General features: G+C 68.0%; 21 protein-coding genes and 3 pseudogenes. 10 read left to right on the top strand and 14 right to left on the bottom strand.

The window, feature by feature from the left end; all coding sequences use genetic code 11:
* Positions 1–899 precede the first annotated feature (899 nt).
* A complete protein-coding gene (locus OG787_RS00385) occupies positions 900–2,906 on the top strand; it encodes a S9 family peptidase (RefSeq protein ID WP_405533911.1) in 2,007 nt (668 codons plus the stop codon).
* Positions 2,907–3,358: 452 nt separating this feature from the next.
* Here OG787_RS00385 and OG787_RS00380 read toward each other — a convergent pair whose 3' ends face one another.
* Positions 3,359–4,117 (bottom strand): class I SAM-dependent methyltransferase, encoded by a 759-nt coding sequence (locus OG787_RS00380; RefSeq protein WP_405533910.1) that lies wholly within the window; start codon positions 4,115–4,117, stop codon positions 3,359–3,361.
* Positions 4,118–4,642: 525 nt separating this feature from the next.
* Here OG787_RS00380 and OG787_RS00375 point away from each other — a divergent pair.
* Positions 4,643–5,026: a nuclear transport factor 2 family protein gene (locus OG787_RS00375; RefSeq protein ID WP_369033956.1), complete on the top strand. Its 384-nt coding sequence runs from the start codon at positions 4,643–4,645 to the stop codon at positions 5,024–5,026.
* Positions 5,027–5,040: 14 nt separating this feature from the next.
* Here the strand turns inward: OG787_RS00375 and OG787_RS00370 are convergent.
* The 4 genes and pseudogenes from OG787_RS00370 to OG787_RS00355 form a co-directional block, all read right to left on the bottom strand.
* Positions 5,041–5,211, bottom strand: a pseudogene (locus OG787_RS00370) (ATP-binding protein); the annotation flags it as partial.
* Positions 5,212–5,257: 46 nt separating this feature from the next.
* A complete protein-coding gene (locus OG787_RS00365; protein ID WP_405533909.1) occupies positions 5,258–5,818 on the bottom strand; it encodes a GNAT family N-acetyltransferase in 561 nt (186 codons plus the stop codon).
* A gap of 547 nt (positions 5,819–6,365) precedes the next feature.
* On the bottom strand, positions 6,366–7,238 hold the full coding sequence (locus OG787_RS00360; RefSeq protein ID WP_405533908.1) for an IS3 family transposase: 873 nt from the start codon (positions 7,236–7,238) through the stop codon (positions 6,366–6,368).
* On the bottom strand, positions 7,235–7,534 hold the full coding sequence (locus OG787_RS00355) for a transposase (protein ID WP_159056163.1): 300 nt from the start codon (positions 7,532–7,534) through the stop codon (positions 7,235–7,237). The genes OG787_RS00360 and OG787_RS00355 overlap by 4 nt, the downstream gene beginning before the upstream one ends.
* Positions 7,535–7,620: 86 nt before the next feature.
* Here OG787_RS00355 and OG787_RS00350 point away from each other — a divergent pair, with 86 nt between their 5' ends.
* From OG787_RS00350 to OG787_RS00340, 3 genes are all read left to right on the top strand, one after another.
* Positions 7,621–7,893, top strand: coding sequence for a hypothetical protein (locus OG787_RS00350; RefSeq protein WP_405533907.1), 273 nt, complete (start codon positions 7,621–7,623; stop codon positions 7,891–7,893).
* A 91-nt stretch (positions 7,894–7,984) separates the two neighbouring features.
* Positions 7,985–8,215: a hypothetical protein gene (locus OG787_RS00345; protein ID WP_405533906.1), complete on the top strand. Its 231-nt coding sequence runs from the start codon at positions 7,985–7,987 to the stop codon at positions 8,213–8,215.
* Entirely contained in the window at positions 8,205–8,462 is a 258-nt protein-coding gene (locus OG787_RS00340; protein ID WP_405533905.1) for a hypothetical protein, read from the top strand. The genes OG787_RS00345 and OG787_RS00340 overlap by 11 nt, the downstream gene beginning before the upstream one ends.
* A 406-nt stretch (positions 8,463–8,868) precedes the next feature.
* Here the strand turns inward: OG787_RS00340 and OG787_RS00335 are convergent, their stop codons facing one another.
* Positions 8,869–9,219, bottom strand: coding sequence for a hypothetical protein (locus OG787_RS00335; protein ID WP_405533904.1), 351 nt, complete (start codon positions 9,217–9,219; stop codon positions 8,869–8,871).
* 135 nt (positions 9,220–9,354) lie between these two features.
* On the opposite strand from OG787_RS00335, the pseudogene OG787_RS00330 reads away from it, so the two are divergent.
* Positions 9,355–9,549, top strand: a pseudogene (locus OG787_RS00330) (dienelactone hydrolase family protein); the annotation flags it as partial.
* Positions 9,550–10,066: 517 nt separating this feature from the next.
* Positions 10,067–10,693, top strand: coding sequence for a TetR/AcrR family transcriptional regulator (locus OG787_RS00325; protein WP_405540373.1), 627 nt, complete (start codon positions 10,067–10,069; stop codon positions 10,691–10,693).
* 13 nt (positions 10,694–10,706) lie between these two features.
* On the opposite strand, the gene OG787_RS00320 is transcribed toward OG787_RS00325, so the two are convergent.
* The 3 genes from OG787_RS00320 to OG787_RS00310 form a co-directional block, all read right to left on the bottom strand.
* Positions 10,707–11,627 carry a LysR family transcriptional regulator gene (locus tag OG787_RS00320; protein WP_405533903.1) on the bottom strand — a complete coding sequence of 307 codons (921 nt, stop codon included), beginning with the start codon at positions 11,625–11,627 and terminating at the stop codon, positions 10,707–10,709.
* 99 nt (positions 11,628–11,726) lie between these two features.
* On the bottom strand, positions 11,727–12,662 hold the full coding sequence (locus OG787_RS00315) for a dihydrodipicolinate synthase family protein (RefSeq protein ID WP_405533902.1): 936 nt from the start codon (positions 12,660–12,662) through the stop codon (positions 11,727–11,729).
* Positions 12,663–12,692: 30 nt separating this feature from the next.
* Positions 12,693–13,478, bottom strand: coding sequence for an SDR family oxidoreductase (locus tag OG787_RS00310; RefSeq protein WP_405533901.1), 786 nt, complete (start codon positions 13,476–13,478; stop codon positions 12,693–12,695).
* Between the two features lie 249 nt (positions 13,479–13,727).
* Between OG787_RS00310 and OG787_RS00305 the strand changes: the two genes are divergently transcribed.
* The 3 genes and pseudogenes from OG787_RS00305 to OG787_RS00295 all read left to right on the top strand — a co-directional run.
* The gene (locus OG787_RS00305; protein WP_405533900.1) at positions 13,728–14,831 is read left to right on the top strand and encodes a zinc-binding dehydrogenase; all 1,104 of its coding nucleotides are present in this window, start codon (positions 13,728–13,730) and stop codon (positions 14,829–14,831) included.
* Entirely contained in the window at positions 14,821–15,999 is a 1,179-nt protein-coding gene (locus OG787_RS00300) for a DUF3500 domain-containing protein (RefSeq protein ID WP_405533899.1), read from the top strand. Before OG787_RS00305 ends, OG787_RS00300 begins: the two co-directional genes overlap by 11 nt.
* A gap of 214 nt (positions 16,000–16,213) precedes the next feature.
* A pseudogene (locus OG787_RS00295) lies at positions 16,214–16,614 on the top strand (RNA-guided endonuclease InsQ/TnpB family protein); the annotation flags it as partial.
* A 323-nt stretch (positions 16,615–16,937) separates the two neighbouring features.
* Here OG787_RS00295 and OG787_RS00290 read toward each other — a convergent pair.
* The 5 genes from OG787_RS00290 to OG787_RS00270 all read right to left on the bottom strand — a co-directional run bounded on the left by OG787_RS00290 (position 16,938) and on the right by OG787_RS00270 (position 22,491).
* The gene (locus OG787_RS00290) at positions 16,938–17,687 is read right to left on the bottom strand and encodes a TetR/AcrR family transcriptional regulator (protein WP_405533898.1); all 750 of its coding nucleotides are present in this window, start codon (positions 17,685–17,687) and stop codon (positions 16,938–16,940) included.
* 134 nt (positions 17,688–17,821) lie between these two features.
* A complete protein-coding gene (locus tag OG787_RS00285; protein WP_405533897.1) occupies positions 17,822–19,147 on the bottom strand; it encodes an amidohydrolase family protein in 1,326 nt (441 codons plus the stop codon).
* A gap of 59 nt (positions 19,148–19,206) precedes the next feature.
* Entirely contained in the window at positions 19,207–20,736 is a 1,530-nt protein-coding gene (locus tag OG787_RS00280; protein WP_405533896.1) for an FAD-dependent oxidoreductase, read from the bottom strand.
* Positions 20,733–21,638: an alpha/beta fold hydrolase gene (locus OG787_RS00275; RefSeq protein WP_405533895.1), complete on the bottom strand. Its 906-nt coding sequence runs from the start codon at positions 21,636–21,638 to the stop codon at positions 20,733–20,735. Before OG787_RS00275 ends, OG787_RS00280 begins: the two co-directional genes overlap by 4 nt.
* 19 nt (positions 21,639–21,657) lie before the next feature.
* Positions 21,658–22,491 (bottom strand): alpha/beta fold hydrolase, encoded by an 834-nt coding sequence (locus OG787_RS00270; protein WP_405533894.1) that lies wholly within the window; start codon positions 22,489–22,491, stop codon positions 21,658–21,660.
* Positions 22,492–22,549 lie beyond the last annotated feature (58 nt).

The following is a 22,549-nucleotide window of genomic DNA, read 5'->3' as shown; positions in this document are numbered from 1 at the left end:
CACGTGGGGAGTCGAGCTGGCTATACGTGGGGAATTGATACTGGCCGCCGACATTCGAGAAAGCGTGACGCTTCTGCGAACGCTTCCCGCCCGACAGCATCAGGCAGCAGACTCACCCTCACGGCCTTCGTCGTGGTCACGTGCACCTTGGTCGGAGCACATGATCAGACGCAGGCCGCCCCCGAGTCCGGCGAATCCCCTTGCGAGCGAATCCGTTCGAGACGCCATTCGAGACCGTGGCACCATGTACCGCATGATGACGAACCGAAAGGTCCATGCCGCGTAGACGGCCAGGACAGATCCGTGTCGGCGCCCCTGGCAGCCACCGGACAACAGGTGCAAGGCTAATCATCGACGGCCTGTCTTTGCGTGCACTGTCCGAGATCATCCGTCTCGAGCACACACGCAACTATCTGCAGCCAGGGGATGTCAGCGCGGCTGTGGGCCTGTGGAAGGACTACGTCCACCAGCCCGAGCGTGATCTGTGGCACGACTACGAGTGGGACAACGTGCACTGGTACTGCTGCGGCAACCCTCTCGAAGCCCGAACCCTCCTCGACACCGTGATGCAGGCTGTGTCGCCGCGAAGCGCCCGCGAACTTCGAAAGATCGTCAGTCGGTCTGACGCCGTCTGGAACCTTCCGTCCCCGCCCTACGACGCGGGCGGAAGACAAAGAACAAGGTAAGTAGGTGCTTTCCTTCCTCAACGCGGCAGGTGAGATCTGTCGTGAGGCCTCTGGGGCAGGAGTGGCCGTTCCGTGAAAGCGTCTCGGTAACGGCGTTAACGGACGGCGTTACATCCATGGAGGTGCGAGTGTGCCGGAAGGGTTGCTGGCAGACGGGCGCCCCACGTCATGCTCCCTGGCCGTCCGTATCGTGCGCGGGCGACAATCGCCCGCATGATCGAGTCCTCCGGTGGCCCGTCCACCTTCCGTGACCTGTCCGCCCTCGTCGCCTGTCCCCGCGTCAACTCCCTTGCCCTGTCCGTCGATGGCACTCGTCTCGTCGCCGCCGTGCAGTCGTTGTCCGGGGATGGGACGCGGTTCGTGTCCGGTCTGTGGGAGATCGATCCGACTGGGGAGCGCGACGCGCTGCGGCTGACCCGGTCCGACAAGGGGGAGTCGGGGCCGGTGTTCGGTCCGGACGGGACGCTGTACTTCCTGTCCGAACGCGCTGCGGACGGCGACGAGGACGAGGGCACCGCGCTGTGGGCGCTGCCGCCGCGCGGGGAGGCCGTCGTCGTGGCCCGGCACTCAGGCGGGATCGCCGCGGTCACCGTCGCCCGTGACTCCGGCGCGCTGTGCCACACCGCGGGGCTGCTGCCGGGTGCCGCCGACGCCGAGGCGCACGGCAAGCTGTACGCGGCGCGAAAGGACGCGAAGGTCACGGCGATCTTGTATGAGGCCGGGCCGACCCGTGCCTGGGACCACGACCTCGGCCCGGCGGAGCCGCACACCTTCGTCCGTGCCGGTGTTGACGCGGAGCCGGTCGTCGCCGGTGGGCAGGGGATCGGTCTGGAGGATCCGGGGGACGCGGCGTTGTCGCCGGACGGCACGCGGGTGGCGTACTGCCGGTTCGTGCCTGGGTGGGTTCCGGACGAGCATCGCACCGCCGTGGTGGTGGCCGACGCGGTGAGCGGTGAGGAGATCCACGTCGTCGGCGATCTGGAACACCTCTACGAGGCGCCGCGGTTCACCCACGACGGCTCGGCCCTCGTGTGCTGCCGGATGCGATACCCGACGTACGACGACCCCTGGGAAGCGACTCTCGTCCGGATCGACCTGGCCGACGGCGCGGTGCAGGACCTGCTGCCCGGGTTCGACAACTGGCCTGGTGGCGTGGCCTGTTCACCGGTGGACGACACGCTCTTCTTCACGTCCGACGAGCAGGGGCACGCGCCCGTCTTCCGCCGCGACCCGGACGGTGGTGTCACACGTCTCACCGCTTCGGGCGCGTACGGCTCGCTGACCGTGGGCCCCGACGGGCGGACGCTCTACGCCCTGCGCCACGCGGTCGACGCGCCGCCGACGCCCGTCCGGATCGACGCCGACATCGTCGATCAGACTCCGGCCGGGCTGCCCGCGCCGGGTGGCGTCGGGGAGCTGCCCGGCAAGCTCACCGAGGTGCACGCGGAGGCGGACGACGGGTTCGTGCTGCGCGGCTGGCTCGTGCTGCCCGAGGGCGCGTCCGCCGAGCGGCCCGCTCCGCTGCTCGTCGCCGTCCATGGCGGACCCCAGTTCAGCTGGAACGGCTGGACCTGGCGGTGGAACCCGTGGCCGTTCGCCGCGCGCGGCTATGCGGTGCTGCTGCCGGATCCGGCCCTGTCGACCGGCTACGGGCAGATCAACCACCGGCGCGGCTGGGGGCAGTGGGGCGGGCGCCCCTACACGGATGTGATCGCGCTGACCGACGCGACCGAGGCCCGCAACGACATCGATGCTTCACGTACGGCGCTCGCCGGCGGCTCGTACGGCGGATACATGGCGAACCGGGTCGCCACCAGCACCGACCGGTTCAAGGCGATCATCAGCCATGCAGGTCTGTGGGACCTGCGAATGTTTCAGGGCGACACCGATGTGCCCTGGTACTTCCAGCGGATCTTCGGCGACCCGCTGACCCGCCCCGAGCGATACGAGGCCGACTCGCCGCACCTGGACGTCACGAAGATCCGCACCCCGATGCTGGTCATCCACGGCGCCAAGGACTACCGCGTGCCCGTCGGGCAGGGCGCCACGCTCTTCCAGGAACTGCAGCGGCACGAAGTCCCCGCGAAATACCTCTACTTCCCGGACGAGAACCACTGGATCCTGAAGCCGAACCACACACGCCTGTGGTACGAGACGTTCCTCAACTTCCTCGACCACCACGTCCTCGGCACCGAATGGCAGCAGCCCGGCCTGCTGTGACTCGGCCGAGCCCGCCAGCCATCCGCGCAGTAGGTTTCTTGATCCCTGGCCGTAATGTAAGTACGGCTGGATGATCTGTGGTGTGAGGGCTGGCGGGGCGGCTCGGCAGTACTGCCGGGAGTGTGGTGATCCGCTGCCGCAGACGGTGGCGGCAGAGGCAGTTGGCGGCGGTGTCGGCGGCGTTGCGAGGCCGCGCTGCAAGTAGAGGGCATCGAGGACCGGTTCGCTGCGGTTGCTGCCGCAGGTCCTGGCCGCTGTGGATCAGGAGGAGGCTGTACGGGTGTTGGGCGGTTTCGGCGTGGTCCTCCACGCGGTCGGCAACGGCCCGGAGGTCCGCTTCTGACCCTGGTCGGCCTTCACGGCCCTGGAGGTCAGCGCAGGCGGACTACGCACTGTGGGTGTTCTGAGGTGACCTTGGTAGCGGTGAGGTGTCTGTGGGCGCTGGGTTCCGTTCAGGTGTGGGTGGTGGCTGATCGCGCGACGGTCAGGCCGCACAGGTATGGCTCGTCGAGCTCGCCTTCGGGGAAGATCCGAGCCAGTACGGTGCGGTTCATGTCGAGGAGTTCGGCCCGCTCGATGGGGTCCATGACCGCGAAGTGCGAGTGGGTGGCGAGGTACCTGGTGTGCTCCTCGACGGTGATCCGGCGCGACCACGGGATCTCGCGGGTAACCACGTGGACCGGGAACGAGGCGAGCAGCTCGGCCACGGTTGCCGGGTAGTTGCGGGTGAAGGGCGCGAGTCGGGCATCCTCCGCCGCGACCCACGGGACGCGGACGTCGGCCTGGTTCCACCACAGGGCCAGCACGCCGTGCGGGCGTAACACACGCAGGGCTTCGGGGACGGAGCGGGCCGGGTCGGTCCAGTGCCAGGCTTGGGCGTAGGTGATCACGTCGAAACTGCAGGCGGCGAACGGCAGGCAGTTTCCCTCGCCCCGCACCAGAGGGATCTCCGGCTCGGCCGCGCGCAGCTCGGCCGCCATACCGGCGCCCGGCTCCAGGGCGACGACGTGGGCGCCTCGTTCGCGCATCAGCCGAGTGGCGATACCGGTGCCGGCCCCGCAGTCCAGTACGTCGGCGCCGGCCAGCGGTCGGCCGGCGAGTTCCTCAACGGCGTCGAAGAGGGCCGACGGATAGTCCGGCCGGGTGGCAGCGTACTGAGTGGCAACAGTGTCAAAGGACAGGGCGCGGGCCTGGTTCGGGTGGGATGCCATGCCCGTGATCTTTCCGGGTGCGGAGAGAAGTTGTCAGCAGTGCACGGCGAGATCCGCGTCCAGCGCAACCGATTGACCGGACCCTGATGAGAGGCCATCACATCCAGCCCGGCCCCGGACCAGTGAATGCGGTCGTGTACGGCGCCGGAGGACTCGGTCCGAACGGCGGTCATCTGCCCAGTGATGGGCCAACGGGGTCCCCGCAGCGGCAGTTCACCCATCATGTGGGCGGCGACGCCGTACGGCGGGGTCCCGGCCGGGGCGGCGGGAGGGCCGGCGAGGGCCGGGCACAGGTCACCGGCATGCGGATGTCTATACGCACTTGTTTTGGGGACCACGATTCAAAGTTCTCTTGGCCCACCGATGAGCCGTAGGGGGCGTCCACGGTGTCTCGTGCGCCCCTTGTTCCAGTGAAGATCGGGCGTCGCGCGGTGGCCCGGAGGGCGGATTGAAGTGGGACCACCAGGCGGCAAATGGGGACGACGGTGGTGACGGTCGAGCGCGGCCATCGGCATGATGACCGTCGTGACGAATCAGGCATCCCTGGAATCCGAACTCGCGGCGTTCATGGGCGAGTACGAGCGGGCCAACAACGGTCATGACATCGAGCGGGTCGTGCCGTTCATCGCTGAGGACGCCACGTACTGGTTCTCGGACGGGTCATATCAGGGCATCGGGGAGATCCGGTCCGCGATCGAGAAGACGTTCGCGAAGATCCTCGACGAGGTGTATGAGATCCGGGATCTAGAGTGGCCGGTGCTCACCGCGGAAGTCGCGGTGTGCCGTTATCGGTTTGCCTGGACCGGTGTTGTCGACGGCGAACCACGCTCTGGCCAGGGGCGGGGCACCAACCTCATCGTGTGGCGGGACGGCTGCTGGAAGATGCTGCATGAGCATCTGAGCTCCTGATCCCTCGCGGTCGGCTATTTCGTTTCATTCGCCTTGTTCGCCTTGGTGCGGGCCAGGCGGTAGGACTGGGTGCCGGTCTCGATGAGGGTGGCGTTGAAGGTGAGCCGGTCCACGATCGCCGCGCAGAGCCGCGGGTCGGTGAAGGTCCTGGACCAGCCGGTGAATGCCTCGGTGGAGCCGCTGGCGGACGCCCTAGCCACCGCAACCTCGATCTGCCAGGAGGCTCAGCACTCACTCGAGTTCACCCATCGAGTGCAGCTGTGCGAACTCATCAGCGAGAATGCCCATCACCACGAGATCGTGGTACCGGCCGGCGCAAAACACGTGATCACGCAGGCGCCCCTCCTCGGCGAAGCCAAGCCGACGGTGCAGGGCCAGCGATGCCTCGTTGTGCGCGAAGATCCGCGCTTCGCACTTGTGGTATCGCCGCTCGGCGAACATGAAGCGCAGCAGCATCCTCACAGCCTCAGCCGCGTAGCCCTTACGCCGGTGCCCGGCGCCCATCGTGACGCCGTACTCGAACCGCCCCGCACGTGGATCAGCGTCGCGCGAGCTGACAGCCCCGACGATCTTCCCCGTGTCCACGGCTTCGATGACCAACCCGAAGCAGTCTCCGTCGGACTTCGCGACGGCCTGCTCCTTCGCCCAGGCCCGGAGCGCCTCGGCAGACCGGGGCGGGTTCAGCAGGTCTCCCAACCGCTCCTCGTCGACAGCGAAGCCCATGAAAGCCGCCCAGTCGTCAGGCTCGATACCGCGCAGACGTACCCGCTTACCAGTCCAGAACGAAGTCATCCCCTATTCGATCATGGGGGTTCGCAGGTGTCATGCCGGCATCCTGGCGTACCAGTACGCCAGCGCGGTCCCGGTCGCCTCGGTGATGCCCGGGCCGGGCGCAGGCTCTGGGCTTCCTCGTGCCGGAGGGCGCTGGCGCTCGTACGGTGGTGGTGTTCTCGGGGCCCGTCGCGGAGGTGTGCTGTGCCCCGAACCGCGTGGTCAGGCGCGATCAGCTTTGGGCTGGTCACTTCTCTGAACTAGGCGCTGAAGGGGCAGCGCGTGGACGGGGAACTACTCCGGCAGTGCACGGTCCTCGCCGCCGAGAGCTGCCTTGTGGCCAGGACCGGATCTCTTGGCCGCACGGGAATTCGCCGGAGTTCCTCGCTCAACTCGTCGCAGCACTGGAATGATTACGTGTCGCGGTGATCGCTGGAATCAGCTAGCCGCTGGTGATCCGCTGGTCGCCACGTGGCTGTGGCTGATGTGGTTGTGAAGCGCTCCGGGTCTGATGGAGGCTCGATTCCCTGAGCTTGTTCCGCTTTGACGGACACCATTGGTGTGGTGGTCAGGCTGCGAGTGCGGTCTCGTATTCGGCGGGACTGCGGTAGCCGAGGCTGCTGTGCAGTCGGTGCAAGTTGTACCAGCCCTCGATGAAGTCGAAGATCGCGGTGCGGGCGGCGGCCCGGCTGGGCCAGGAGCTCGTGTCGAGCAACTCCCGTTTGATGGTGGCGAAGAAGGACTCGGCGAGCGCGTTGTCCCAGCACTGCCCGGTGCGGCCGACCGACAGGCGGACGCTGAACTCCCTTGCCAGCGAGGCGAATTGCTGACTGGTGTACTGGCAGCCGCGATCCGAGTGAAAGATCACCGGCCGCGCGGGGCGACGCTCGCGGCAGGCGGATTGGAGAGCGTCGGCGACCAGTTCGGTCCGCAGGTGGTCGGCAGTGGACCAGCCGACCACGCGGCGGGAGGCAATGTCGATGACGGTGGCCAGATAGAGCCAGCCCTCATCGGTGGCAACGTAGGTGATGTCACCGCACCAGCGGGTGTCGAGGCCGTCCGGGTCGGGAGCGAAGTTGCGGACGACTAGGTCGGGCCGGGCGGCGGCCCGCGGGTCGGGGATCGTCGTCAGCCGCCGTCGCCTGCGGTGGCGGCCCTGCAGCCCGGCGTCGCGCATCAGTCGGGCGACGCGGCGCCGTCCGCAGTCCTCGCCCTGTCGTTGCAGGGCGGCATGGACCCGCGGGACCCCGTAGGTTCCACGGGACCGCTCGTGGACTTCGGCGATCTTCTCGGTCAGCTCGGTGTCCCGGACCGCCCGCGGACCGGGCTTGGCGGTGCGGCGGGCGTAGAAGGCGGTTCGGGAGACCTGCAGCAGTTCACACGCACGCTTGACGCTGTGACCGCCATGCTTTTCCGCCTCGATGAACGGGTGCACCGTCACCGGGTCTCCTTCGCGAAGAAAGCTGTCGCCCGCTTGAGGACCTCGACGTCCTCGCGCAGCCGGCGGTTCTCCCGCCGCAGCGCGGCTAGTTCCTCGCGTTCGCTGCTGGTCAGTCCGTCGCGTTCGCCTGCGTCGACTTCGGCCTGGCTGACCCACAGCCGCACTGCCGTCTCGGTCAGATCGAAGTCCTTGGCGATCTGACCGACCGAGCGGTCACCGCGCCGGCACAGCTCGACGATCTCGGCCTTGAACTCCGGCGTGAACGAGCGGCGAGGGCGTGGCTTCTTCTTCCCCATGCTCTCCATAATGGACATCCTCCCGGGGCAGAACCCCTGATCTCGGATGTCCGTCAAAGCGGATCAAGCCCAGTCTGAAGTTGGGCATGGTCACGCGGACGCCCAGCAGCCCGGACAACTCCGTGAGGCAGTACCTCAGGAGCCACGAGCGAAGGGCCGAAGCCTACAGATGCTTCCTGGTCCGCGCATGGATTTCGCGGCCGGTCAGAACCATGGTTCGTGACTGGGAACAGAAGGCTTTGAATGCCGTCGGAGCACTCGACGGCACGGACCGCGACGGCGAGTACTTCTACGGCGCAGACTTCGACGCAGCTGTAGCGGCAGCGAAGGCGGCGCGTAAGAACTCCCTGGCGCACTGAGTGCACACCTCGTTGGTCCGCTCTGGGGCTCCAGGCCGGACTCTAGCGATACCGTGAGAACACCCGCCAGATGACAGCCCAGGAGCACCGGATGAGCCAGCAGCCGGCCCCCGCGCCCGACCGCCAGCCGCTCGATGAGACCGCCGCCACCTCGGTCCGCAAGTACGCGGCCGACCAGCGCGCGCGGGTCGACGTCCTCGCCTCCGTACTGGAGGACATCGCTGCCAACGGCTACCCTTCGCCCGAGTCCGGCGTGCCGTGGGAGGTCGCCCGCGACGCCCACCTCGCCCGTCTCGCCGACGGGGAGCCCCGTGTCGCCTGAGCACGGCGCGCGGCGCTCCCGCGTCATCCTGGTGGAGCCCGCGCTTACCCAGCTGGCGAAGCTCACCGCGTCCGAGACGCACCGCCTGGACCGCGCGATCGTCGCGATCAGCGTCAACCCGGAGCTCGGCACCGCGGTGCCCGGGACCCTGCTGCGCGACTACGTGGACGAGATCGACGGGGTACGCGTGATCTTCTATACGACGGCTCTGGGGGCGATCACCATCGTGGCGTACGTTGAGGCGTAGGAGCCTCCCGAGCACCTGCGCAGCGCCCCGGACTTCCTTGGCCTGGGGCGCTGCTGCTTGTTCTGCACGGCGCAGTGCCGGCTGCAATGGGTCCGTTGCTCGGATGCTGTTCGGTTGGGTCTGGGCGTTGCTCTCGTGGTGGCTGGGGTGCTGTTCCGGACGCCGGAGAGTGTTGACACTTCCGCCGGCCAGGCGTCACATCAGCGGCGGCGGCACGACAGGGCAATCACGGGAGCCGAGGGCAGGGCGATCTCCGCGAAGGCACTCTCGGGACCGGAAACACGCGCGGGGCGGGTCGAGGTGCGGGGACATCGTGGCGCCGGCGGAAGCGGCTGTGCCGACTGCCCTGGCGGAAGTAGTCCACCTGCCGCCCGTACTCAACCCACACGCTGGGCGACAACCGGCTTCAGACATGACCGGGGATCGGCTGGTGCAGGCCGGCTGCCGGAGTCGTTGTTGAGTACTGCGGGGTGTCATGGACGCCCAGGAAGGCTTTGACGGTTTCGCGTCGTGCCGCCGTGAAGTCGAGATCGGGAAAGTACTCGCTGCGCGCGGTGGTAGACGGCGCGATCGCGCGGCAGTTCCTGAGCGCGTGGGCTCCGGTGTCCTTGTAGGCGGGATGAGCCGGAGACAGCCATGCTCGCGTGACAGCGCCTCCTTGACGGTGGGCCTCGGTGCGCAACGCCTCCAGGCGTGAACGAGGTTGTGTGGTGGAGCCGATCTTGACGTACGCCGCGCCACCGGTGATTGCGAGCACGTATGCGTGTCCGGTCCCGTCCAGCGCACACCTGGGCACCTGGTGCGCTTCGAAGTGTCGGCGACGTGCCTCTGTCGGTGAGTCGCGATGGCGTTTGTCGTTGGGCACGGATGGCACCACGGTCGCGGCGGAAGCGACCTGACGCCCGAGGCCCTGGGCGAGCTCAACCGGGCCCTGGATGTCGCGAAGGTCGACTACACCTCCGCGATCTACCCCGGCACGGTCCACGGGTTCACCATGTCCGACACCGACGCCTTCGACCCCGCCGGGCTACAGCGCCACTGGGAGCGCCTGCTCCCCCTCCTCGACCGCAGGCTGGCCAACAGCTGAGGCTCCGGCTCGGAAACCAGACCTGAAGTACACGGCTGCGATCAGCAGACGGCTCGGCGGGCCACACTGATGTCGGCATGGCCGGCCCGCCCGGCCACCGAACGCTGGATGGCCGACGAGCAGTCCGACATCGTCCAGAGCTTTCGGCCGGCGCGGCGAAATTGCTCGCCGTCGATCCCGGGCTGAGAAGAGACATCCGCGCACCCGAGTGACATCCGAACTCACCGACATTCAGAGGCCCACAGTCCCTCCGTGACATCCGAACTCATCGACAAACGACACTCGTTGAAGGCTATGCAGCCACCTGATCACCCACCGGCACGTCCAGAGGCTTTGTTAGGGCCGGTTACAGTCCCGTGCTGGGAGGATGATCAGACTCCTCGTCGGATCGCTGGTCTTCATATCGGTTACGGTGTTGCTGTTATGGCTGCTTGAGGAGGTGGGACGTTCCGTGGCAGAACCTGTTCCTGCGCGGGCGGGCTCGGCGTCGGCTCGGCGTTCTCCTGGGCGGCCGCCGGTGCCGTTGGAGCGCATCGTCGCCACAGCACTGCGGATCGTGGACGAGGACGGCTCCGACGCTCTGTCGATGCGGACGCTGGCTCAGCGTCTGGGCTCGGGCACGGCGACGCTGTATCGGCACTTCGACAACCGGGCGGCCCTGATCGCTCATGTAGTGGACCGCATGTTCGGCGTCGTGGAGCTGAACGGCGACGAACTCCTCGCGATGGGCTGGGAGCGGGCGCTGCGGACGGTCGCGCACACCATGTTCGACGCCTTGGCCCGGCACCGGAACGCGGCGCGCTTGATGGTCGAGCAGATTCCGCTGGGGCCGAACGCCATGGCACTGCGGGAGAGCTGTGTCGCGGTGTTGCTCGACTGTGGTTTTCCGCCGCGAGTTGCCGCGTACGCGTACGCGACTCTGGCCCGCTACGTCCTCGGGTTCGCCGTACAGGTCAACGGGCATGGCGGCGCAGGACGACCCGACGACACACAGGCGGAGGCCGCCTTTCAGAGTGTGGATCCGGACCTGTTCCCGGCCACCGTCGCCGTTGCCGGGGTGATGCCGGTTCCGATCGAGGACGAGTTCTCATTCGGCCTCGACCTGCTTCTCAGCGGGCTTGCCCGCCTGCGCGAGGAGGTCTGACCGAGCGACGTGATCACTCGGACGAGTTCTGGACACGGACCGCTCCTTCGGGCAGATCGCGCTCCGCGGTCAGTGGCAGCTCCACGGAGGTGAGCATGTCCCGGTAACGTTCAGCCAGTTGGGAAGGGAGCTTTCTGCTGAAAACCACCAGCTCCCGGAAGTAGCCGGACCCGATCCGCCGTGCATGGCGCGACCAGCGCAGCGGTACCGCGTTCTCCGGTGCCACCGTCACCCCGATCCCCTCGACCGCGAACAGAAGCGCGGCCGACACCTGGCCCGTGCGTGCCACGGCACGCGGAGTGAACCCGAAGTGGCCCGCCAGGCGGTCCACCACTTCGCTCATGCCCTGTTCCGGCTCGTAGAGCACCCAGTCGGCAGCAGCAAGTTCGGCCGGGCTCGCCGATATGCCTGGCGGGTACTCGGCGGAGCCGATCACCACCATCTCCTCGTACCCGAGGGAATGGACCGGCCCTTCCCAGAGGTGCGGTCGTGGGCCGACCGCGATGTCGCCCTGCCCGCCGCGCATGGCCTCCTCGAGGTCCCGGCGGTGGGAGTAGTCGTGCAGCCGCAGCAATGTCGAGGGGTATGTCGAGTGCCAGCGTGCCGCGGACGGCGGCAGGATGCCCGAGGCGACGGACCGCACCGTCAGGACATGGACGTCGCCTTTGCGGCCCTCGACCACCTCGCGTACCGAGTCCCGGGCGTCCTGGACGATACGGAGGACGTCCTGCGCCCGCGGCAGGAAGACTCGGCCGGCGGGGGTCAGCGTCACTCCCTGCCTGCCACGTTCCAGCAGAACCGCGCCCAGCTCCTTCTCCAGGGCTCCGACCTGCTGGGAAAGGGAGGGCTGCGTGACATAGAGCCGTGAGGCCGCTGCGCTGAAGGAGCCGGCCTCCCACACCGCGAGGAAATACTCCAGCTGACGTAGCTGCATTCGATCAAGCTACTGGAGCGGACGTCGCGCGTCGCCCGTGCGGTGTGCCGATACCGGTCGGCGCAGGCGCACACTCCGGTACACGGGGGACACTGCGCATCATGCCGTGACCACCACCCTGCTGTCCTTGCGGGCCAGTCGGGTCAACAGGTAGTCGACCTCGCTGCGTGCGCGCACAGACAGCGCCGCCCCGGGCTTGCGCTGGCTGTCGGAGGCCAGGATTCCGCGACGCTTCATCACATACTTGCGCACCGCCAGGCCGACGCCCGGTTGCTGTTCGTAGCGCAGCAGGGGCAGGTGGGCGTCGAAGACGTCATGGGCGGCGTCACGGTCGCCGGCGGCGGTGTGGCCTACCACGTCGACGAGGAGTTCGGGTGCGCAGTAGCCCGTCATGGCGCCGTCGGCTCCGCGCTCCGTCTCGAAGTCCAGGAAGAGGCCGCCGTTTCCGCACAGGATCGACAACCGAGGCATCGCTCCGTCGGCCTGCAGCTTGCGGAGTGCGCTGATCTTTTCCAGGCCCGGCCAGTCCTCGTGCTTCAACATCACGCATCCGGGCGCGACGGCTGCGATGCGGGCGATGACAGTGGGGGTCATGACGACGGAGAAGGAGAGAGGGTAGTCCTGGATCACGAAGGGCACGTCCTCGCCGATGGCGGTCGACGCGCCCTCGTAGTAGCTCACGATCTGGTCGTCTGTCCGCAACGTGTTCGGCGGGGCGATCATGACACCGTCGGCACCGGCCGCCATGACGTCAGCCGTCAGGGACCGCATGGCGGCATAGCCGGGTGCGGAGACACCCACGACGATCGGCAGGTCGGTGCGCTTGATGACGTGCCGGACGATGCGCACGCTTTCCTCGTGGGACAGCTTGGGGGCTTCACCCATCTGACCCAGCAGGGTCAATCCGGTGACACCGGCGGATCCGTAGAATTCGATCAGCCGGCTGAGCGAATTGAAGTCGATCCCGCCGGATTCATCGAAGGGTGTCGGCGCGATGGCGTATACACCTGTGGCGTCGCGGGACAGCGCTGCCATGTCTGCCTCCTGTGATTCTGACTTGATTTTTCAGAGGCTGGCGATGAGGCCGCCGTCGACACGGATGACCGAGCCTGTAATGTACGAGGCTTGACTGCTTGCCAGGAAAGTGACGGCGGCAGCGTATTCGCGCGGTTCGCCGTAACGGCCGACGGGGATCGAAGCGGCACTCTCGGCGGAGATCTCCTCGACGGGCCTCTGCTCCCGCTCTGCCTTGGCCTGGTCGAGGGTCTTCGTCCGCTGGGTGCCGATCCGGCCGGGAACGACCACGTTGCAGGTGACGCCGTCGGCCGCTACTTCCCGGGCCAGTGTCTTGGACCAGCCGAGCAGGCTGCCCCGCAGGGCGTTGGACAGTCCGAGGTTGGGAATGGGGGCGATCACGCCGGAGCTGGCGCTGGTGATGATCCTGCCCCAGCCGCGGGTCCTCATCAGGGGTGCGACCCGGTCGGTGATCGCGATCACCGGCAGCACCATGGACTGGAAGTGCCGCAGCCAGATCTCCGGATCCTGTCCGCCCACGAGCGAGGGCGGCGGTCCTCCCGTGTTGTTGACCAGGATGTCGACTGGGCCGAGAGTTCTCTCGACCGTCGTGATGTGCCGGTCGACTGCGCCCAGTTCTCCAAGGTCCCATTCGAGGGACACGGCCTTTCCGCCCAGGTGAGCCGCCGCTTCGACGGTGTGTTCAGCAGCCCGGGTACTGATGTCCGCCACGGCGACACCGGCGCCCTCCGCGGCGAGTGCTTGCGCAATGGCGCCGCCGAGACCCCCACCTCCACCCAGTACCAGCGCGGTTTTTCCTGAGATTCCCAGATCCACAGTTCTTTACTCCTCGGGCGGGGCCCCGTTCTCCGGCCGTACGGCCGACGGCGATGTCCGCCGCTTCAGGACGATTCTGCCAGGGAGATGCGGTGATCCTCCAATAGGAATTCCTCGCACTGCGTATAAGGGATGCCTATAGGCCCGTGATGGGAAAACGGGCTTGCCGAGTGCACGATGGGGTGGGGAAAGAGCTGTTGCGATTCGCCGATTCCCCACGCATTCCCATGGCCGTGACTGGAGGCCCCTATGTCCTTGCCGAAAACCATGAAGGCCGCGGTGCTGGGCGAACCCGGCACCCTTGCCGTCACGACGCTCCCCGTTCCGCAGGTGGGTCCGGAAGACGTCCTGGTGCAGGTCCGCAGAGCCTCCCTGTGCGGAACGGACCTGAAGATCCGAAGCCGGCACTTCTTCAGGGACGGCGGTCCCGCGGCGGGGGAGTTCGTACCGGGCCACGAATACGCGGGCGTCGTGGCAGCGGTGGGCAGCGCCGTGGACGAACTCCGCATCGGTGACCGGGTCGTGACGGAAGCTCACCGCGGTTGCATGCGTTGCGCCAACTGCCTGGCCGGGGCCTACACGGACTGCCTCAACTACGGCCTGCGGCACACCGGGCACCGAGTGCAGGGGATGACCGTCAACGGCGGTTTCGCACAGTACGCGCTCAACCATGTGTCGACCCTCCACCGGCTGCCGGACAGCGTCGACTTCGACGCGGCGGTCGTCCTCAGCACCGTGGGTACGGTGATGCACGCGTTCGACGTTCTCGGCACCCTCCTCGTGGGATCCACCGTCGCGGTGCTCGGCCCCGGGCCGATAGGCCTCCTCGCCACCCAGGTCGCGCGTGAACTCGGCGCGAGGACCGTCGCCCTGGTCGGCACCCGGGAAGCGAGGCTGGCCATCGGAAAGTCCTTCGGCGCGGACCTGGTCGTCAACTCCCGGACAGAAAACCCCGTCGCCGCGGTCCGGGAGGCGACCGGCGGGATCGGCGCCGACATCGTCCTGGAATGCTCCGGCGCCCCGAGTGCGGTGGACGACGCCCTGCGCATGGCCAGGCGTTCCGGGAAGGTCGTCCTCGTCGGGTTCTTCGAGCAGCCCGTGCAGGCCGACCTGAACCACGCGGTGATGAACGGCATCTCGATCCAGACGGTCCGCGGGGAGGGCACCGGCTCGCTGGCCCGCGCTGTGAGCCTCGCGGCCCGCGGCAGGCTCCGCACCGCGGAACTGGTCACCCACCATTTCGCGTTGACCGACGTCTCGGAGGCATTCGACACCTACGCCGAGCGCCGGGACAACGCCATCAAGGTCATGCTGGACATCTCTGAGGACCCGGAGTCCATCCGTGCCCGGTGACGGAGCGGCCTCGGCGCCCCACATCCCGGCAGCCGGGCGGGAGAAGGCGGCGACCGCCATGGCCGAGGCCGCCGCCGCCTGGCTGGGCACCCTGAGCGAGGACCAACTCCTGCTCGCCGCCTTCGACTCTCCGCTCCACCCGGATGCGGAGGCCGAGCGGCTGCGCTGGTTCTACACGCCCACGGGACACGGTGGGCTCGCCATCCGGGACCAGAGTCCCCGCCAGCAGAGCCTGGCCATGCAACTGGTGGCCACCGGACTGTCCACCGCGGGCTACGCCACGGTCAGTACCGTGATGGGCCTGGAGAACGTATTGGACCAGTTGGAAGGGTGGACCGTTCACTGGGGCAGGCAGCGTGGTCGGGACCCCGGCCTCTATTGGCTCCGGATCTTCGGCCGGCCTGGTGATCGCATCTGGGCATGGCGACTCGGCGGTCATCACATTTCCCTGAACAGCCTCGTCGTCGCCGGTCGGCTCGTCTCCACAACCCCCTGCTTCATCGGCGCCGACCCCGCCACCACCGAGCTGCTCGGAGGCACCCTGCGCCCACTCCAGGGTCCCGAGGACACCGCGCGCCGACTGGCCCGCAGCCTCGACGCGGACCAGTTCCGGCGAGCTCTGCTCCACCCCTGCGCCGTGTCCGACATCGTCTCCGGCAACCGGCCACACGTCCGCCACGGCGACACGATGATGCACATGCAGGACCTGTGGCGGGGACGGTTCGAAGATCCCGACTTGGACCGGCTCGTCAACGACATCGACCGCCGGGCGGAAGCGGCCAGTGGATACACCGACATCGACCATGCGCGCGTGGCCATCACGTTCCCTCCCAAAGGCATCAGCGGCCGCGACCTCGACGAAGGGCAGCGGCACCTGCTGCGCCGTCTCGTAGTCCTCTATACCGGACGGGCACCCGAATTCCTCGCCGACGCCTACGACACCCACTACGCGTCCGACACGGTCCTCGACCTGGTCCACTTCGGCTGGGCGGGCAGCACGGACGTCGGGAAGCCGCACTACTACCGGGTGCAGGATCCCCGCATCCTGATCGAGTACGACAACACCCAGCGCCACGCCAACCACGCCCACTCGGTGTGGCGTGACCTGACCTCCGACTTCGGACTGGACGTGCTGGCCGAGCACCGGGCACACATTGCACACGAGTGAAGGGCGTACGGGGAGCGTCGTACGCTCCTCACGCCGCCGCTCTCGATCAGGGGCCCGTCGCGGATGGACGACAACAGCCCGGTCGCTGCGCTCGAGGCGCCAGGCTGCCAGGACCGGTTGGACCAACTCTCAGCGTGCATCGGACAGATCACTCGGATACTGGCGTCGCTCACTCATCGGGACTCCTTCGTGGATACCCCCGGCTTCAGCCGCGGTAGGAATCGAGGACCTCACCGTTCGCAACCTGCTGAAGAACGGCAAGCTCGCCCGCGCCATCACCTATCGTGGACGGAACTGCGCTCCATGCTGGAGTACACGTGCGCCTGGTACGGGCGCGAACTCGTCGTGATCGACCGGTGGTTCCCCAGCTCGAAGCTGCGCGGGGCCTGCGGCAAGGTCGCGGCGAAGATGCCGCTGAACGTCCGCGAATGGACGTGCGAGTGCGGCACCGTGCATGACCGCGACGTGAAGGCGGCACGCAACATCCTGGACGCCGGGCTGGCAGCGTCTTTCTGTGGAGACGGTGTAGGACCTCAACGGGAGTCCTCCCGGACGGGGCGGTGGTCGGTTAAGCAGGAACCGCAGCGGGCGACTGCTGGAATCCCCCGCATTTAGGCGGGGGAGGAAGTCAGAACGTGGGGGCTGTCCGGACGTCGGACGAGAGTGCGCCCAGGCGTGCGTCTTCGACCGTGAAAGCACGACCACGGAACGGGGCGCCGTGGAATGGGACAGGCGTAAGCCCCAGCACGCCCCGGACGTCAACCCGCTCGGCCATCCAGGATCGACCAAATCAGCAGTCGCGCCAGCACTGCAGCCCTGGATCAGGCAAACCAGGAGGTGGCGGCGCTCTGCATATGGATGAAAACGACCTCTGATCCGTAAATGCGGGGCGGCGACGGATCCCGCGACTGCTTCGCGCGAGCCGCCGCATCCGCCCATCAGACTGGAATGACGGCACGACGTGAGATCGCGCGGCATCGACGGTTGCGAATGCCACACCATGAGCCTGCGGTGCAGCCGGGCTGGGTCGAAGCCCTGGATCTGTTGCTCAGCAGCAGCCCGTCGACGTCTTCATCGGTGAGCGATTCAACCCGCTCGGCCGTCCGCTGTCTTGGAGCGGTGCCGAAGGGGGGACTGCCGTGTTGGGTCAGGCATGGGCGGCGGGCCCGGCTTCGACGCCGTCGAGAATCGACTTGCAGTCCGAAGGACACATACGGGCTCGGGGTGTCCGCGAGTGCGGAGCCGATCGCGAACGCGATGATGCTCTGGGCGGTTTGCTCGGCATCCTGCCTGGTGAGTCCGGCCGTTTGGCAGACCGCGAGGAGGTGTTGGTCATGGCGGTGCCTGGCGGGGCCGTCGAGCGGTCGGACCGTCATGGCGGTCAGGAGCCAGGGGTGCCGGACACACATCGAACGCAGGTTGTCGGCCATGGCCAGGACGGCCGCACGCCAGGGGAGGTCGTCGAGACAGAGTGGAGCCTGCCCCCACACGCTGTCGACGGCCAGCAGGAGCAGTTCGTGTCTGCTCTTGATGTGCCAGTACAGTGCCGCCCCGGTGATGCCGAGACGACTGCCGACCCTTCGCATGGTCAGGTTCTCGATGCCTCCCTCGTCCAGAAGGACGACGGCGGCCTGGACGATCTGCTCCTGACGAAGAGGATCGCGGGTCGTGCCTGTCGTCGCCGTCATGGTCCTGTTCGCGTCGCCTTCTGCTGTGTGTAGGGGGCGCGGATCCGAGGGCTGGGGACGGCGGCCGTCGTGCCGGCGAGGACGGAGTGCCGTGCCCGCCGGCACGCGGTTCCTGCTTCGAGCCTGTTGGGGTGTCAGGCCTGAGGGCCTGCGGGCCCGATGCTGCGCAGCAGCCGCTCTCCGGACTCTCGGAGCTGGTCCTTGACGTCGTCGAGCTGGGACGTGAGCAGGGCGTGATCGCGTTTGCGCCAGGTGCCGGCGACCATCACCGCTTCGATGTTGGCGATGTCGGCGTGCAGGACCGTGGCGACCGGGTCGTGTGCCGGCCACAGGTTGAATGCCCGGGCGTCGATGGCGACCATGTCGGCTTGCATGCCTACCTCGATCCGGCCCACCTGGTCGGCCAGGCCGAGTGCCTTCGCTCCTTCGACGGTGGCCCAGGTAAGTGCCTGTTTGGCGGTGACCGAAGCGGTGTTGGCGTGCATGCCGGTCTCCTGTCGGTGTTGGGCGTGGTCCAGGCCGCGCTGGTGGGCCAGGGCGATGCGGGCTGCGGTGAGGAGCTTGCCGGGTACGGCGGTGTCGATGTCGGTGCCCAGGGAGGGCGCCGCGTGCAGGCGCAGCAGGGACCCTGTGATGGGTGTGCCGTGTCCTTGGCCCAGTTCGTTCTCCGGGGTGGTGGTGAAGGTGACCCCCGCTTCGAGGAGCATCTTGAGCCAGTCGTCGGGCAGGTCGATCCCGTGCACGATGTTGGTCAGAGGGCTGAACAGTCCGGCGGCGCGCACGGCTTCCCAGCCGGGTGCGGGTTCTCCGCCGCTCTGGTGCATGGAAACGACGAGGCCGCGTTCTGCGCCGGCTCGGAAATCGGCTACGGCGGTGTCGGGCGAGGTGTACTGCGGCCCTTGCAGTGCCATGCCCAGGGTGAGGAGGGCGTGGTCGCGGACGGGGCCCTCGAGCAGTCGGTCGATCTCGGTGAGGGGGTGGGGGGTGTCCGGCGCGCGGTAGGGCGTGCCGTGCAGGAAGACGGCGCGGATGCCTGCCTGGGCCAGGCCTTCGACGGCGGCGTCGGCGTGCTCGGGCGACAGGGCGTTGTGACACCAGTCGCCGAGGGTGGTCGTGCCGCAGTTGAGCTGGTTCAGTGCGCCGGCGAGATTGCTGATGTGCATGTCGGCGGGGGTGTAGTGCCCGACGCACTCGCCGTGGAGGTGGGTGAGGTACTCCATCAGCGTCCAGTCGGCGCCCGCGGAGCGCAGAGCGGTCTGCCAGGTGTGCAGGTGGGCGTTGACCAGGCCGGGGATGACGATGCGGCCGGAGAAGTCGACGATTTCGGTGTCGGGCGCCTCGATGTTCTCGCCGACGGCGGCGATGCGGTCACCGTCGACGAGGACATCGGCGTGCTCGGCGTCCGGACGGCCCGGCACCATCGTGATGACCTGCGCCCCGCGCAGCAGTACGCGACTCATGCGGTGGACCTCCAGCCGGGGGAGGTGTGGCTCTGCTGGGACATGGTGCGGCTCCTTGCTTATGGCGTCATTGCCCGCGCGGCGGATTGTGTGGTGGTGAGGAGGTCCCGGGTGGCGATGTGCCCGATGTAGCCGTCGGGACGGATCAGCACAAGCGTGTCGCCGTCCAGGCCGTAAGCGTCCTTCAGCGTGTTCTCAGGGTCGGAAAGGGTGAGGTTGTCGGCGGCACGCGCCCCGACCGTCAGCCGCTTCAGCTGAGCGCCGGCCGTCGGCCAGGCCAGCACGTCGAGGTCCCGGGCGGCGCCGGCGCCGTAGGCGATGGCGGTGAAGTGGGGCCCGCGGAAGGCATCGAACAGCCGGGTCCCGGTCCCGTCGGCGCGGAGCAGCTCGGCGTCCGGGGCGCGGTCACCCGCGCGCAGCGTCGAGGTACGCATGCCGTCGGCGGGTGCGAGCGGACCGCCGTAATAGGTCAGGGCGAGTTGCTGTTCGTCCTTGCCCCGCTTCATGCTCGACGGGTCGAGCTTGGCGATGCCGCCCCACTTCTCCGTGGATAGGCCCAGCACCCCGGCGGCGATCGGCTGCCGCTCGGCCTCATAGGTGTCCAGCAGCGCCGCGTTCGCCCCGGCGAGGACCTGACTGACTTTCCAGCCGAGGTTGTAGCCGTCCTGCATGCCGGTGTTCAGGCCCTGGGCGCCGGCCGGGGTGTGGACGTGCGCGGCGTCACCGACGAGGAAGACACGTCCTCGGCCGTAGTTCTCCGCCAGGCGGATGTTCGGTCGGAACACCGACGTCCAGTGGATGTCGTGCAGCTGAATGCGCCGGTCGCGGGTGTGGGAGTGGATCCGGTGGAGGATGTCGTCCTTGTCCGAGGGAGGTTCCTCGTCCGGCCCGAGGCTGATCATCCACTGGAACATGTCGCTGCCGGGGAGCGGACAGGCGCCGATGCGTTTGCCGCCGCGGCCGGGCCACATGTGCCACCGGTTGCGAGCCAGCCCGGTCACGGTGGCATCGACGATGAGCATCCGGTCGCTCTCGTGCGTCGTCCCGACGAATCCGATGCCGAGTTGCTTGCGCACCGCGCTGGAACCGCCGTCGGCGCCTACGACGTACCGGGCGACGATCTCCTCGGTGCCGTCCGCGCCCGCCACCTTGGCGACCACCGTGTCCTGGTCCTGCGTCAGCTCGGTCAGTTCCCTGCCGAACTCGATCTCACGGCCGAGTTCGCTGAGCCGGGCGTGCAGTGCGCGGTCCGTGCGGAACTGAGGGATCAGCCAGGTGTTCGGGTAGGGGACGTCCGGGGCGGCCTCCCTGTGGGGGAACATCTTCCAGGGCACGGCGATGGGGCCCGCATGGATCCCGAGCTTGGGGTAGATGCTGCCGCCGGCCAGCACCTCGTCGAGGGCACCGAGGTCTTCGAGGACTTCGAGGCTGCGGGGCTGGACGCCCTTGGCGCGGGACCCCTCGAAGGCGTGGGGAGACCTGTCGATGATCCGTACGTCGAGTCCCCGCCGTACGAGGTCGATCGCCACAGCGGAGCCCGAAGGGCCCGCACCGATGACCAGGACGTCGACGACCTGCGGGTTGTTCATGAGTCGAGCCTTTCGGCGCGTGCGGCCACGAACGGGACGATCTGATCGGCGACGTGGCGCGGGCGTTCAAATGGGGCCATGTGCCCGCACTTGGGAATGACATGATGATGCTGGGGCTTCAGCAGGGCGCGAGCCGTGTTGAGGTGGGCCAGGGGTGTGACGTCGTCCTCGTCGCCCCACAGGAGCAGTGTGGGAATGCCCAGTGCGCCCGTCTGCCGGAAGAGGTCGTCACGGCCGGAGACCGGCAGGTGTTGCAGCGTGTCGAAGACCGCGTACAGCGAACCCTCGAAGCGAAAGGCGTCGAGGACCATGTCCGTCAGTTTCGAGCCGAGCTCGGGGTCGCGGACGTTGTGCCCGAGGTGCCCCTCGAGTATCCGGCGGCCGCGCCGCCGGGCGACGACACCGGCCAGCAGATCGTTGCGCAGGAGCCGGTGCGGGGAGGTCGGCCGCGGTTTCGCGAGACCGGCGGGGCCGACGATGGTCAGGGTGGGCACCAACGAGCGATGCCGGGCGGCGTAGTTCATGGCGACCAGCGCCCCCATGGAGGTGCCCACGAGATGCAGCGGGCGCGTGGTCAGGCCGAGCCGTTCGGTCAACTCGGTCAGCTGTCGCGCGAAGAGGGTTTCGTCGTATCGCCCCCGCACCCGGTCCGAGTAGCCGCGGCCGTACGCGCTGCAGGTCAGAGTCCGCAGCCCGCGGCCGTTCAGCTCGGTGACGAGGTCGTCCCAGTAGAAGAGCGGGATGGTCAGGCCGCCCGCCATCACGACCATCTCGCCGTCCTCGGGGCCCTTCAGTTCGTAGTGCGTGACGCCGTCGGAGAGTTCGACGAAACTGCCGCGCAGGGCTTGCCGCGATTCGGCGGTGAGCCGTCGGTCCTCGCCCGGTGCGACGAAGTACTTCATGGAACGGGCCTCCTTGGCCTCAGTGCGTGGGGGTGTCGGTGGAGGAGCGCAGGAACTTCGCGATCGCGTCCGAGACCCAGTGGGGCTCCTCTTCGGGCAGCAGGTGACCGCCGTTGGGGTGCACCAGCTCTGCGGCGCCGGGGATGTCCCGGGTGAAGTGCTGGCCGTCGATGCCCGTGCTGCGCAGTACCAGCGTGGGTGTCGTGATGTGGGGGATCTGTGCGCTGCGGTCGGGCTGGTCCGTGTTGCAGAAGTCGACGAAGGCCGAGCGGTTCCCGGGCCGGTTCATGAGCTGGTGGGCGCGGTCCACCATGGCGTCGTCCACGATCGTCGAGTGCGAGCCGACGTTCGAGCGCAGGTTGCGTTCGATGGCGCCGCGCGGCATCACCCGCCGCAGCAGGGGGCGCAGTAGTGGGTTGCGTGTCAGGCGCATGCCGGCCGGTATCTCTTTCTCCGGGTATCCGGTGGCGTTTACCAGCACCAGGCCGGTCAGCCGCTCCGGGTGGTCCAGCGCGAGGTTCCAGGCGATGTTGCCGCCCAGTGAATTGCCCGCCACCGCGTAGCGCGGCATGCCCAGGGTCTCCAGGAAGTCCGCCACCGTCGCGGCATAGGCCGGGATGCGGTAGTCGCGGTCCGTGCGAGGGCCTGTCAGGCCGAACCCGGGCAGGTCGGGGCGGATGACGTCGAACGACTCCGACAGCAGGTCCGCCGCACGGTCGAAGTGCTGAAGCGACGACGCGCTGCCGTGCAGCAGGACGAGTGCCGGGCCGCCGCCGGCGCGTTTGTAGTGGATCCGCAATCCATCTACCACGACGAACCGGGAATCGGGCTGCGGCTCAGACCAGGTACTCATAATGGATACACTGTTGCCGATAAGGTGATCGTGTCAAGTGCAAGTCCTGGGAAGTCGC

This window comes from Streptomyces sp. NBC_00075, from assembly GCF_045041225.1.
Lineage (GTDB): Bacteria > Actinomycetota > Actinomycetes > Streptomycetales > Streptomycetaceae > Streptomyces > Streptomyces adonidis.
The sequence above is the reverse complement of the archived record's forward strand: the minus strand, read 5'-3'. Positions and strand labels throughout refer to the sequence as shown.